Origin of the sequence: Psychrobacter sp. UBA6766, from assembly GCF_002453355.1 — a bacterium.
GTDB lineage: Bacteria > Pseudomonadota > Gammaproteobacteria > Pseudomonadales > Moraxellaceae > Psychrobacter.
The window spans coordinates 1-12688 of the sequence record NZ_DKGQ01000052.1 but is presented as its reverse complement, the minus strand read 5'-3'; the positions used below and the strand labels follow the sequence as shown (position 1 = coordinate 12688).

General features: G+C 41.7%; 13 protein-coding genes. 1 reads left to right on the top strand and 12 read right to left on the bottom strand.

Going from position 1 to position 12688, the window contains the following annotated elements; translation table 11 throughout:
* Window positions 1-338: 338 nt before the first annotated feature.
* On the bottom strand, window positions 339-1196 hold the full coding sequence (locus tag B4K26_RS11410; RefSeq protein WP_296245623.1) for a Nif3-like dinuclear metal center hexameric protein: 858 nt from the start codon (window positions 1194-1196) through the stop codon (window positions 339-341).
* A gap of 407 nt (window positions 1197-1603) precedes the next feature.
* Between B4K26_RS11410 and B4K26_RS11405 the strand changes: the two genes are divergently transcribed.
* Entirely contained in the window at window positions 1604-2932 is a 1329-nt protein-coding gene (locus B4K26_RS11405; RefSeq protein ID WP_296245622.1) for a S1C family serine protease, read from the top strand.
* Between the two features lie 149 nt (window positions 2933-3081).
* Here the strand turns inward: B4K26_RS11405 and yfaE are convergent, their stop codons facing one another.
* The 11 genes from yfaE to tenA form a co-directional block, all read right to left on the bottom strand.
* On the bottom strand, window positions 3082-3348 hold the full coding sequence (yfaE, locus tag B4K26_RS11400) for a class I ribonucleotide reductase maintenance protein YfaE (RefSeq protein ID WP_296245621.1): 267 nt from the start codon (window positions 3346-3348) through the stop codon (window positions 3082-3084).
* 153 nt (window positions 3349-3501) lie between these two features.
* A complete protein-coding gene (gene nrdB, locus B4K26_RS11395) occupies window positions 3502-4635 on the bottom strand; it encodes a class Ia ribonucleoside-diphosphate reductase subunit beta (RefSeq protein ID WP_296245620.1) in 1134 nt (377 codons plus the stop codon).
* 75 nt (window positions 4636-4710) lie between these two features.
* Window positions 4711-5064 (bottom strand): hypothetical protein, encoded by a 354-nt coding sequence (locus B4K26_RS11390; RefSeq protein ID WP_296245619.1) that lies wholly within the window; start codon window positions 5062-5064, stop codon window positions 4711-4713.
* Window positions 5065-5099: 35 nt separating this feature from the next.
* Window positions 5100-5387: a type II toxin-antitoxin system RelE family toxin gene (locus B4K26_RS11385; protein ID WP_296245618.1), complete on the bottom strand. Its 288-nt coding sequence runs from the start codon at window positions 5385-5387 to the stop codon at window positions 5100-5102.
* Complete coding sequence (locus B4K26_RS11380) at window positions 5377-5628, bottom strand: type II toxin-antitoxin system Phd/YefM family antitoxin (protein WP_296245617.1); 252 nt, start codon at window positions 5626-5628, stop codon at window positions 5377-5379. The genes B4K26_RS11385 and B4K26_RS11380 overlap by 11 nt, the downstream gene beginning before the upstream one ends.
* A 184-nt stretch (window positions 5629-5812) precedes the next feature.
* Complete coding sequence (locus B4K26_RS11375; RefSeq protein WP_296245616.1) at window positions 5813-6301, bottom strand: TIR domain-containing protein; 489 nt, start codon at window positions 6299-6301, stop codon at window positions 5813-5815.
* On the bottom strand, window positions 6301-7701 hold the full coding sequence (locus tag B4K26_RS11370; protein WP_296245615.1) for an SIR2 family protein: 1401 nt from the start codon (window positions 7699-7701) through the stop codon (window positions 6301-6303). Before B4K26_RS11370 ends, B4K26_RS11375 begins: the two co-directional genes overlap by 1 nt.
* 90 nt (window positions 7702-7791) lie before the next feature.
* Window positions 7792-10068, bottom strand: a complete 2277-nt coding sequence (nrdA, locus tag B4K26_RS11365; RefSeq protein WP_296245614.1) for a class 1a ribonucleoside-diphosphate reductase subunit alpha — start codon at window positions 10066-10068, stop codon at window positions 7792-7794.
* Between the two features lie 541 nt (window positions 10069-10609).
* Window positions 10610-11020: a YbeD family protein gene (locus tag B4K26_RS11360; RefSeq protein ID WP_296245612.1), complete on the bottom strand. Its 411-nt coding sequence runs from the start codon at window positions 11018-11020 to the stop codon at window positions 10610-10612.
* Window positions 11021-11119: 99 nt separating this feature from the next.
* Window positions 11120-11818, bottom strand: coding sequence for a class I SAM-dependent DNA methyltransferase (locus tag B4K26_RS11355; RefSeq protein ID WP_296245610.1), 699 nt, complete (start codon window positions 11816-11818; stop codon window positions 11120-11122).
* A gap of 81 nt (window positions 11819-11899) precedes the next feature.
* Window positions 11900-12547, bottom strand: a complete 648-nt coding sequence (tenA, locus tag B4K26_RS11350) for a thiaminase II (protein ID WP_296245608.1) — start codon at window positions 12545-12547, stop codon at window positions 11900-11902.
* Window positions 12548-12688: the final 141 nt, after the last annotated feature.

The window sequence follows — 12688 nt, the reverse complement described above, 5'->3', positions numbered from 1 at the left end:
CTTTAAACCATAACATTCATTTTAGCGCCATAACCGGAGGCTATAAAATGGGAAGTCTCATGACAAGACATTCTTTCTTCAGGAACTAATATGCGGATGTTTGTTATATTATTCAAGTAGGGTTAATAAATTAGCGATAAAACTTAACAATAGCACTATAAACGGTAAAAATGCTTGCGTTTTAGCTAATTTACTCACAAAAATCCCTACAAGCAAAAATTGCCCTTAAGAGAAATTTTCTGTATTTGGCTTAAAAAATTAAAATTAACCCTTAAAATACAGAAAAAGTTAGTCGGAAATTCGGTAAATCAACTTAATCATCATACTGGGCTTAACTATTAGGCTGGATTGTCAATATCGACGAAAGTCACGGGTAAGCCAAATTGCTGAGCAATGAGTTCACCTAATGCTTGAATACCGCCGCGCTCTGTCGCATGGTGACCGCAGGCAAAATAATCGATGCCAAGCTCGCGGGCAATGTGTGTGGTGCGCTCTGATATCTCACCAGAGATATAAGCATCGCAGCCCATCAGCGCCGCTTGCTCAATCATATCTTGCGCGCCGCCTGTACAGATTCCGACGCGTTCTATAAGTCTGCTGTCCTCTTGCTGAGATTCGGGATTAATCGAGGCGTTATAGGTAGCGGAAATATGTAATGGTATCCGTCCTAGCGCATCAGTAATCTGGGTAATAAGACGTTGAGCACTTTGCGGCTGACAGGTGGCAATATTGCCGACAGGATGTGACTCATTAGGATAAAGTGCACCAATGATATTCATATCAAGTGACTCAGCAAGTTTGGCGTTATTACCGATAATAGGATGGGCATCGAGTGGTAGATGATAGCCAATCAGAGAAATACCGTGTTGCATCAGCTTACGCACCCGTCGTCCCTTCATTCGAGTAAGTGGAGCAGGTTCGCCTTTCCAAAAATACCCATGATGAACCAAAATAGCATCGGCATTATCAGCAATCGCGGCATCAATCAACGCTTCACACGCGGTGACTCCAGTGATGATGCGTTGGATGGGTTGTCCGCCGTCTACTTGTAAGCCATTCGGCGCATAGTCTTTAAACGCCGCTGCCGATAAATACTCGTCACAAAATTCGGTCAAGGCTTTAGCGCTAATCGGGTTGCTTGAGAGATGGCTTAAGGTGTCAATTGAAGGTTCGGTTAAGGGATTGAGTCCGGTCATGGTATTTCCTTATAATTATTGAAGTCTTTCACTGGTCAGTTTCTTATTGCTTCGATGCTTTGATAGTTCTAGTATTCATATTAACCAGTATTCACATTAAGCAGTCGAAACGCTCACTTATAAATTATGTGGGTTATAAATCATCAAAATCTTTATCATTGTCATTTTAGCATGAGGCTGTAAAAGAGTAGACAAAGCGCATAACTGAAATGGTACACAATACGTTACTACTTTCCTGTGTCGCCAGTTATAATTTGCATACCTGAATCTATATAATTGATTGCGCCTATATCGATTAATCTTGCACTAGTCATAAGACTGGTTAAAGTTGTGTGTGCGTATTCATCATTTATTGTTTTCACAAAAGTTTTTACAAAAATTGTTTTTAAAAATATAGAGGTTTTTATATGTCGTCATCTCGTAATACCAATAACAAGGCGGGTTCACTAAAGTGGCTGCCTTGGGTTTTGTTGCTGATAGTGATTGCAGCGTTTATTTGGTTGTTCACGAGTATGACGTCGACATCAAAGCAAGCGTGGGAGCCGCCCAGAACCACGCCCGCTGAGCAGCAAGCGTCAGCGCCTGTTTCCGATACTCCTGCACCGATTTCTTCTTATCATAATGGCGTTGCTCGTGCCTCACAGTCGGTGGTCAATATCTATACCACACAAACGATGGCAGAGCATCCTTATATGGATGATCCTGTATTGCGCCGGTTTTTTGAGTTTCATGGTGGACCGTCACAAGAGCATGGCAATACCAACTTAGGTTCTGGCGTCATTGTTTCAGAAGATGGCTATATCGTCACCAACGCCCATGTCATCGAAAAGGCGGATGAGATTACGGTGGCCTTGAATGATGGTCGCAAGAGCCGTGCTAAGCTTATTGGAACGGATCCAGACAGTGACTTAGCGGTGATTAAAGTTGATATGGCAGGTTTGACGCCACTCGGTTTCCGTGAAGAACCTATTCAAGTAGGGGATGTGGCATTGGCGATTGGTAATCCGTTCGGTGTCGGTCAAACGGTGACGCAAGGGATTATCTCGGCGACAGGACGTACAGGGCTTGGGGTCAATAAGTTTGAAGACTTTATCCAAACCGATGCGGCGATCAATCCTGGTAATTCAGGTGGCGCACTGGTTGACGCTTACGGCGAGCTGGTCGGTATCAATACGGCTATTTACTCACGCTCTGGTGGCTCGATGGGAATTGGTTTTGCTATTCCTACTGCGATCGTTGAGCAAGTGATGAATGCCATCATTAAAGATGGTAAGGTCAGCCGTGGTTGGTTAGGCATTGAAATTCAATCACAATTACGTGACCCAACCCAGCTTGAGACCTCAACGGGTGTGGAGGTATTTAACGTCGTTCCTAAGAGCCCAGCTGCCAAGAGTGGATTACGGGTTGGCGATATTATTCTTACCATTGATGGGGTTGAGATGACGGATGCCAATACCTTGATTCAATACGTGGCTCGTAAAGCGCCTAATACCACCCTTAATGCGCAAATTTTACGTCGTGGTAAGAATAAACAAGTGAAGATACTCTTAGAGGAACGTCCAGCGCAAGAGCCGATGGCGCGTCCTGTCGTCATTCACGATGAAACGCTTGGCGGTTTGGGACAACCCCATCTACAAGACGAAAGATCAGACGTGCCGATGATGTCAGAAGAAGAGCGAGATCGTATGCGCGAAGAGCTATTGCAGCTGTTTGAAAGAGACGGCGCGCCGTTATAATACCAAATATAATGCCAAGATTTTTAAAGTAACGGTTAATAAATACCGTTTTGACATTTAAGAAACCATAAAAAAGCGCGCTATTTTACAGATAGCGCGCTTTTTTTATCGTGTTTTCTGATAAATTAATAGCGTTATTAATTTGGCAGCTATTTTTCTATCAATTCGTGATTAATATAAATCACGCCTTGCACGCGACAGCAGCAGGGCAAGATTTCATCTTCTTCAATCATGGCCAATGGCTCAAACGGATAATCAATAACGTGTGAGCTGGCGATGCGCTTGATTCGGCAACTGCCACAGTAGCCTTCACGGCATTGATAATTGATATCATGTCCGGTGCGTAGCAATCCATCGAGCAGACTTTCATCGTCATGCAAGTAGAATTGCTTCTTACTTGTCATTACCCAAGTCATAATTCAACCTTATCTTAATTTTTCCATCGCCTGTAAAGTGCCTTTAATGGTACTTTTTAATCATAGAATCTTACTAAAACGATAGTGGCCTAACCTTAAAATAGTAAGATTAAGCCATGACATTCATGTGCTTAAAGTTAAACGTTTTAAGGTTTAAAGCTCAAAGTCGTCAAAATCGCTATTTGATAAATCTGAATCAATTTGACCGACCAAGTACGAGCTGATTTCCGTTTCTTGCGGCGCAACTTGAACGTTATCAGACGACAACCAAGTATTAATCCATGGAATCGGGTTTGATTTTGAGTTCGGGAACGCTACTGGCAAGCCAACCGCTTCCATTCGTAAATTGGTGATATATTCGATATATTGGCAAAGGATGTCTTTATTGAGACCAATCATCGAGCCGTCTTTAAACAGATAACCCGCCCATTCTTTTTCTTGCTGCGCCGCTTTGGTAAAGATTTCGATACTTTCTGCATAGCACTCATTGGCAATCTCTATCATTTCTGGATCGTCACGACCATTACGCATCAAATTTAGGATATGCTGCGTACCGGTTAAATGCAGTGCCTCATCACGGGCGATTAATTTAATAATCTTGGCATTACCTTCCATCAGCTTGCGCTCAGCAAAGGCAAACGAGCAGGCAAATGAGACATAAAAGCGAATGGCTTCTAGAACGTTAACCGCCATCAAGCACAAATATAGCTGCTTTTTCAGTGATTTTAAGCTAACAGTCACTTCTTTGCCATTGACGGTGTGCGTGCCTGCTCCATACATATTATAAAGCTGTGAGTCGTAGTACAAATCATCGTAGTACTTGGCGATATCAGAGGCGCGTTCTAAGATGTGCTCATTTTGCATAATGTCATCAAAAACAATGCCGGGATCATTGACGATATTACGAATGATATGAGTATAGCTGCGCGAATGAATGGTCTCAGAAAACGTCCAAGTCTCAATCCATGTTTCAAGCTCAGGAATTGACACCAGCGGCAATAACACCACGTTTGGACTACGACCTTGGATAGAGTCGAGAAGGGTCTGATACTTCAGATTACTAATAAAAATATGCTGCTCATGCGATGACAGGTTGCCATAATCCATACGGTCGCGTGAGACATCGACTTCTTCTGGACGCCAAAAGAACGACAGCTGCTTTTCAATCAACTGCTCAAAGACAGGGTGCTTTTGCTGATCGTAACGCGCCACGTTGACCGGATTACCAAAAAACATCGGCTCTGTTAGCGCATTGTTTGGCGTTTGGGAAAAAATTGAGTAAGTCATAGTTCCACCTTTATAAGTGATACAGTTGTGAGTCAAACATTTAAATACGGTGTTAAAAATACTGTCGAAATGGCGTTATAAATTCTCTAAAGATATTTGTGCTGGTTCTTGACCATCATTCATATACGCTTTAAAAATCTCGCTAAGCTCACTATCGTCCAATCCTTCTAGCTCATCGATAGCGCTTTTACGCAGCGTACTTAATTCTACGTCTGCGGCTTTCTGAACGTCTTTTTTCGTCTGCTTTTTAACGGGTTTTTTTGCTGGTCTTGGCGCATCCATCTTTAGCATGGCGCTGCTATTTAATTGCTGACGAACCTCGTCGATATCGACTGTTACTTGCACGATATGCGAGCCACCATCGTTTAGGTCGGAAAATACGTTAGGGATAAACAACCCACCGTCTTTGATGATTGCGGTATATTGCACGCTATGACCTCCGTCATTTTTATTCTTTGTTTCAATTATGGCTGGCGTGTCGCAAGCGCCTCATATACTTTATTATTTTCTCTTTTGCCTACTGCCAATACATAAACCACCACCACATCATCTTTGACGGTATACACCAAACGATAGCCGATGGTGCGTAGTTTGATTTTGTAGGCGTCCGTATGTCCTGAGAGTTTTGACGCAGGCACACGCGGATTTACTAGTCGCTGCTGTAACTTTTTCTTAAACTGCTGTTGAATACGGGGCGATAGCTTTTTCCATTCTTTTAACGCGAGAGGATGAAATTCAAGACTATAAGTCATCCAATGTAACCTTTACAGGTGTTTGCCCGTCATTCATCCGTGCGCTAACGATTTGGCTTAATGCCATATCGTCCATCGCTTCCATCATGCGCTCAAACATATCTGTGGAAACCAAGTAAGCCACAGGTTTATTGTGGTTTAAAATAGCAATGGATTCACCGTCCGACTGCTTAATCAGTGCCGAAGGGTTGGTCTTTAACTCTGAGATACTGGCTGTCTGTGTAGCAAATATTGGTTGCATGATTCATTCTCCGCTAATATTACGCTCTAAATATAGGTCTAATATTAGCACGAAAATTAGGTCTTATTTGTTAATCTATTTACGCATAATTTGTAGGGTGCGACTCGCGCACCTTTAAACACAATTTCCATACCATCGGTTCGCTGGGCGCACCCTACAATTAGTGAATAAGTGAAAATACATTTTAAGAAATCTGTCTTGAAGCAATAGCTTTCTCAATCCAGTCTTCAATGTTATATGCAATACTTTGATAAGCGTTGTTTGGACTAGGATTATAGCAAGTCACTACACTTGATAATGGTTTGCTATTTTTTTCAAGTGTAAACTGTTCAAATGGATTGAGTCCCCTTTTACCCAGACCCGTTTTAGGATCTTTTATATTATGAACGTATATACCAAGAACACCTTTACCCATTTCCCATGCTCTTTGGATTTCATACCTAACCCATTTACTTAGAGCCGTTTTTTCTCCTATCAATACGATGAGACAGCTTTTTCCTCTCAAATTCTCATCAATCCATTCTTCGACAGCAGAATCACCCTTCTGTTTTAGCTCTTCCCATGTATTAGGTGAGGTTGGAGGGTTCCCTTCTAATATCCCCATATTTCGAATCTGTTGTACACGAAATACATCGTTCTCATAGTGGAAGCTATAAAAGACTTTCCTTTTCATTATTTTATTTCCTTTAGCTTGGTCAATATGCTTTCTTTCAAGAGATTCAAATCTTTAATATCTGGTGCTAAGCTATCAATGTTTACTTGTGCAAATCCATCATTCTCTTTTGATAAGCGATTCCACAAAACTTCTGAAATATATCCAGTTCCACCAACGGGTAATAAAATATTACCGTTCTTATTTGAAATATCAAACTCTTCCTGTATCCCATTCGATAAAACTAATTCACCATTCTCATCAAGCTTATTACCAAATAGAAAAATTGATATTCCAGCGTAACTTATCATGTCTTCTCGCCAAGCCGTCCAGAGACCTTTGCCTTCTTCATTTTGAGGAAAAGGTCGAAGAACCAAATGATCTTCGTCTATTTTCAAACGATTTTCTAGTAAGTACTTAACTGCTCCAGAGATAACAGAGCTACCAATGCCAAGTCCAAAACCAGTTACTACCTTGTAGCCAAGCTTGAGAATATCCTGAGTAAGAGAAGAAACAAAACTTTCTACTTCTTTTTGAGAGTAGGGAGCATAATCCTCAGCTGCACCAGATATAAAAATAGTTTTTTGTTTTTGTGATTTCTCGACTTCTAATAGTATTTCAGTGATCTCCTGATAATCATCTACTAGTACAGTTTGTATTCCTACACGTTTAAGGTCTCCAATAAACAACTCTTGTTTTCGCTTTCTATAATCAAAATCTGCTTGTTGCTCATTTTTTAGTTTATTAGTATTCTTTAAAATACAATAATGTTGTGGTTGATTTTCATTATAAGATGATCGAATACGGCTTAAGATGTAATCAATATTTGGATCAGAAAAGCTTAATCCTAAAAACAGAAATCTTTTAGTAAGTAAGTCACCTCTAAGGGCTGTGAAGAACTCCCCTCTATTTAGATGATACTTCTCATAGTCATCTTTTATTAGTACTGCATTGGTTGAATCTGTGCAATCACCGTGCATTTTATAGAGTACAGCGTCTCTATTTCTTATAGAAATAGGTAGTTGATTTACGTTGTGTTTTATATCTACTACTTTTCCAGACTCTTTTAATGATTGTTCAATCAATGAATCATAATTAGTTGTCCAATAAGTATCTATCGGTAATCTAGCAAGTATTTCATGATTCTCTGTTATGGTTTTATTATGAGAGAATTCATTAAGGATAAGTTTATTAATTTCAGAACGATTACCTCCTTTTTCGTTAGTATGGTACTGAGCTAGAGAAATTAAATCGTATTCTTTATCGACATCTAAACCAATTTCATCTGCTAAATCTCTTAATAGGTTTTTCCAGTCAACAAATCCAGCACCAACAGATAATCCAGCACCTGCAAAAATAGCTAGATTGTTATTTTCTATTTCTTCTACTAATTTCTTAATTAAAGTTTGTTTTCTCATCATGGCCTTTCAAATCCTTTTGTAGTACGTGAGATGAAAATTGAATTAGTAACAGCGGGTTCAACTCAAAAGCCAAACCCGCCATCCATCAATCTAAATCTTACATGCACCGCCAGCACAATCATCTTCCATATCCGCTTGGGCATCGTTCGCTCCATCACGAGTGTTATGGTAGTACAAAGTTTTTACGCCAAGCTTATACGCGTTTAGCAGATCTTTCAGCAATATCTTCATTGGTACACGACCACCTTCATAACGAACGGGGTCGTAGTTGGTATTAGCAGAGATACTTTGATCGACGAACTTCTGCATGATAGCGACCAGCTTTAGGTAACCGTCATTGTTCGGCATTTGCCAAAGTAGCTCGTACTGATCTTTTAGGGTAGCAATCTCAGGCACGACTTGCTTTAAGATGCCATCTTTTGACGCTTTGATAGACACAAGACCGCGTGGTGGCTCGATACCGTTGGTCGCGTTGGCAATCTGACTAGAAGTCTCAGACGGCATCAAGGCAGTCAGAGTAGAGTTGCGCAGACCGTGAGTAGTGATTTCAGTGCGTAGCGTTTCCCAATCGAGATGTAACGGTTCTTGGCAGATTTGATCCAAGTCTTTTTTATAGGTATCAATCGGCAAGATACCTTGCGAGTAGGTAGTCTCATTAAAAGCAGGGCACGCGCCTTGCTCTTTTGCCAATTTGTTTGACGCTTTCAAGAGATAAAATTGCAACGCTTCAAAGGTTTGATGGGTTAGACCATGCGCGCTGCCGTCTGAATAGCGGACGCCATTCTTCGCTAAATAATAGGCATAGTTAATCACACCAACGCCTAAGGTACGGCGACGCATGCTGCCGTTTTCAGCCGCTTTTACTGGATAGTCTTGATAATCGAGCAGGGCATCAAGCGCGCGGACGATTAGTTCGGCTGGCTCTTCGATATCGCTAACGTTTTCAACTTTGCCTAAGTTGACTGCTGATAGCGTACAAAGAGCAATCTCGCCAGTTTCGTCATTGATATTATCAAGTGGCTTGGTTGGCAGGGCGATTTCCATACAGAGGTTTGACTGGCGAATCGGTGCAACTGTCGCGTCAAACGGACTATGGGTGTTGCAATGGTCGACGTTTTGGATATAGATACGACCGGTGCTGGCGCGCTCTTGCATCATCAAGCTAAACAATTCTGTCGCTGGAATTTGACGGCTACGGATATTAGGGTCGTTTTCATACTTGGTATATAGTTCTTCAAAGGTGTCTTGATCTTCAAAGAAGGCATCATACAAGCCTGGAACATCAGACGGTGAAAACAGCGAAATATCTTGACCTTTAATCAAACGGGTATACATGGTTTTATTTAACTGGACGCCATAGTCCATATGACGGACACGGTTGTCTTCAACGCCGCGGTTGTTTTTCAGTACCAATAATGACTCAACTTCTAAATGCCATAATGGGTAAAATAACGTCGCTGCACCGCCGCGTACGCCGCCTTGTGAGCAGCATTTCACCGCCGTTTGGAACAGTTTGTAGAATGGAATACAGCCCGTATGCTGCGCTTCGCCGCCACGGATAGGGCTACCAAGGGCGCGAATTCGTCCCGCGTTGATGCCGATGCCAGCGCGCTGCGACACATAACGTACGATGGCACTGGTGGTGGCGTTGATAGAGTCTAGGCTATCACCACATTCGATTAGGACGCACGAGCTAAACTGGCGTGACGGCGTTCGAACACCTGACATGATAGGCGTTGGTAGCGAGATTTTAAATTGTGAGGTTGCATCATAAAAGCGTTTGACATAGCTTAAGCGCTCGCCCTTGTCATAATTGGCAAACAAACACATGCCAACGAGCATATATAAGAACTGCGGACTCTCGTAAACGGTCTTGGTCACGCGGTCTTGCACGAGGTATTTACCCGCCATTTGCTCAACAGCAGCATAAGCCAAATTCATATCGCGCCAGTGGTCGAGGTATTCTTCTAGTTCATCAAACTCGCTACGGCTATAGTCTTTTAGAATATGCTCGTCATATTTACCGGCATCAGTTAGCGTTTTGACATGATCATACAGATGCGGCGGGGTGAATTTATTATAAGCAATCTTACGTAAATGGAAGATCGCCAATCGCGCGGCCAAATATTGGTAGTCAGGTGTGGTTTCTGAGATTAGGTCAGCGGCAGATTTGATGATGGTTTCGTGGATATCACGGGTTTTGATGCCTTCATAAAACTGAATGTGCGACTTTAGCTCAACTTGCGATACCGACACATTATCTAAACCGTGAGCTGCCCACTCAATCACCTTGTGGATCTTATCTAAATCAATCGGCTCTAAACGTCCATCACGTTTGGTGACTTGGATTTTATCGATATGTGTCATGCTGACCTCGTAAGTTGATGGCTTGGTAGTTATTTATAATGTTGCTTATAGTGAGGCGGCAATACGCATCACATGAGGGGCAAACATTCTTTATGACGCTATAAGGTTTTGTTGAGACAGTATTTTTTAGGCAATAACCTGCCAATACCCATAGTGATGACTTAAATCACTGAGCACAACATATAGCGTATTTATTAGTAAGTGAACACAATATAGCGGGAAAATTTTCAAAATGCTATATTGATTTTAGTAGCAAACTATGTTGCTCAGAGGTTGCAGCATGATTAAATATGAGCAAAGGACGATGGGATAAGGGTTAGACGCCAATCCAAGAAATAATAAAAATTTTGTAAAAAATGGCACTCATATTGTTTTTAATATTGGGTTATTTAACGCCTGCGAATGGTCTAAATGGCGATACTATTTCGCGTGCAGATTGTACCGCAGACCACAAAAAATCGCCACCCATATGAGTGACGATTTGGACGAAAAACGCGCTGGCTTTTTTAAATGTCTAAAATTTAAATGTTTAAAAGTAGAGTTAGACGACCATTCGAACCGTTTTTGCGTTATCAAGCGCTTCATAAAGCTTATTCACTTGTTCAACGTCGGTCAGGTATAAATTGACACGAACCGAATGAAAGCGACCTGTTTTAGACGGCTTGACATCTACTGAGGCCAAATCGAACTCTGGAAATTGACTTCCAAGAATGAGCTTAACTTCATTGAGTAGGCTCTCATGCTCGCCTTCATGACCAATGATGCTCATCGGGTAGTTCATGGGAAATTCCCAAAGCTCAGGGTTTTGAACATCGGTTTTTTTGCCTTTGATGTTATCGCTATTGTTCACCAATTCACCAATATTTAGCGCCTTTTTAGGGGCCTGATTGTTTTGGTTATCCTGGTTGTTTTGGTCTTTATTATTGTTGCTATCTTTTGGATCATCACTCATATGGTTGTCTCGCTTTTATAAAAATAGTTTTTGTATTTACTATTTATAGTGGTAGCAAACTGTTTATTCAAGAGTTTATTACCATATCAATACGGCTAACTACTTTTTATAACCGCAAATTGCCACATAGTCGCCGCGGTCATAACCTTCGATGACGTCTTGGACGTTGTCATTGGCAAACATAGGATGGGTCAGCAAGGTTTGTGCAAATTCAAAATCGACAAAACCATTGACTCGCATTAAAGCGATTTTTTCATCAGAGGTGCGCCAGTTGGCTGATTTGACCAACTCAATGGGATAGGGGTCAGCAGGTGAGATGTGATCAAGTAAAGTATGCTTCCAGGTGTTTAGCGAGCTGGCGAGGTTATATAAGCTGGCAAAACCGCTTTCTTTTGGCACATCGATTAAGATAAGCTTTCCGCCAGATTTTAGGGCATTAAAGGCTTTTTTGATACAGGTATCTAAATCGCTGATATAGCTGACACTGCCATTGAACATAATAATGTCAAATTTATTGGGTTCAATTTCGCAGGTTTCAGCAGGACTGATATCGACTTGCATGCCGCGCTTTTCAGCGACTGCGGCCATGTCTTTTGACGGCTCAATGCCATGTTTGATATGAATGTCATAATCTTTTGCTAGTAAGGACTCGAACAGCCCGCTACCGCAGCCAATAGACAGAATCTCGCTGTCTTTATCCAAAAAATGGGCGACCAGTTTTAGCTCGCTGGTGAGCAGGTTTTGATTGTCAAAAAACCAGCTGTCGTAAGCGCTAGCGTGTTCGTCGAATGCTGCCATGATGTTCTCCTTTTAGGCGCTTATAGTTAGGCGTTTATAGGTATGTGAATAAGTTGCTTGAAAGATAAATTGATTGATCGATTAGGACAAATCTAAGGCCATTTGCCAAAAATTGATTTCCATTCGAGATGCGGTGTTAAATAAGCGTTGAAATTTGTCTGCTTGAGTAGCGCTAGCGTCTGCCAGCAGCTTATTAATATGCGCTTCATTTTGTGCAGTAATGGTTTGGAATTCATCACTGGCAAAGACATCTATCCATGGTTGATAAGGATTGCCCGCGACAAAGCCTTGTTCTTTAATACGTTTACCAATTTCACCATAGCCCATCAGACAAGGCGCAATCGCTGCATAGAGCTCAGCAAGAGACCCTGACATCGCCGCATCTAAGATATAACGGCTGTAGGCAATGGTGGCTGGCGATTCAGGTGTGTTTTCGACTTCCTCAAGCGCGATTCCCCACTGCTGACAAAAGTCTAAATACATGCCAATTTCCAAATCAAGCATGGCATTGATACCCGCTTGACCAACGCGCATTTGTGCCAACGTCTCGCTTTTGTAGACGCTCAGCGCCATCACGCGGGTATAATGAAGCAGATACAGATAATCTTGGGTTAGATAATGACGAAAGCTATCAGGGGCGAGCGTTCCTGCTGCCAGTTGATTGACAAAATCATGTCCAATATAAGCATCCCAAGTCGGACAGTTATTGCGTAGTGTTTGGTAATCCATAGTTTTCACTTACTTTTATAAAATGTGAGCAAGCAAATAGAGGGAAACAAAAAGTGAGCGGGCACAAAAAATTTGCCAATCTAAGTGAAATATATTGGCAAAATACGAGATAATTGTGACTTATACCAATCCCAACAATTA

What these genes read in the sequence shown, in the direction of transcription:
- nrdA (WP_296245614.1), bottom strand. Translation starts at nt 10,068, where the DNA reads ATGACACATATCGATAAAATCCAAGTCACCAAACGTGATGGACGTTTA.
- B4K26_RS11380 (WP_296245617.1), bottom strand. Translation starts at nt 5,628, where the DNA reads ATGCAACCAATATTTGCTACACAGACAGCCAGTATCTCAGAGTTAAAG.
- yfaE (WP_296245621.1), bottom strand. Translation starts at nt 3,348, where the DNA reads ATGACTTGGGTAATGACAAGTAAGAAGCAATTCTACTTGCATGACGAT.
- B4K26_RS11360 (WP_296245612.1), bottom strand. Translation starts at nt 11,020, where the DNA reads ATGAGTGATGATCCAAAAGATAGCAACAATAATAAAGACCAAAACAAC.
- B4K26_RS11405 (WP_296245622.1), top strand. Translation starts at nt 1,604, where the DNA reads ATGTCGTCATCTCGTAATACCAATAACAAGGCGGGTTCACTAAAGTGG.
- B4K26_RS11370 (WP_296245615.1), bottom strand. Translation starts at nt 7,701, where the DNA reads ATGATGAGAAAACAAACTTTAATTAAGAAATTAGTAGAAGAAATAGAA.
- B4K26_RS11355 (WP_296245610.1), bottom strand. Translation starts at nt 11,818, where the DNA reads ATGGCAGCATTCGACGAACACGCTAGCGCTTACGACAGCTGGTTTTTT.
- B4K26_RS11375 (WP_296245616.1), bottom strand. Translation starts at nt 6,301, where the DNA reads ATGAAAAGGAAAGTCTTTTATAGCTTCCACTATGAGAACGATGTATTT.
- tenA (WP_296245608.1), bottom strand. Translation starts at nt 12,547, where the DNA reads ATGGATTACCAAACACTACGCAATAACTGTCCGACTTGGGATGCTTAT.
- nrdB (WP_296245620.1), bottom strand. Translation starts at nt 4,635, where the DNA reads ATGACTTACTCAATTTTTTCCCAAACGCCAAACAATGCGCTAACAGAG.
- B4K26_RS11410 (WP_296245623.1), bottom strand. Translation starts at nt 1,196, where the DNA reads ATGACCGGACTCAATCCCTTAACCGAACCTTCAATTGACACCTTAAGC.
- B4K26_RS11385 (WP_296245618.1), bottom strand. Translation starts at nt 5,387, where the DNA reads ATGACTTATAGTCTTGAATTTCATCCTCTCGCGTTAAAAGAATGGAAA.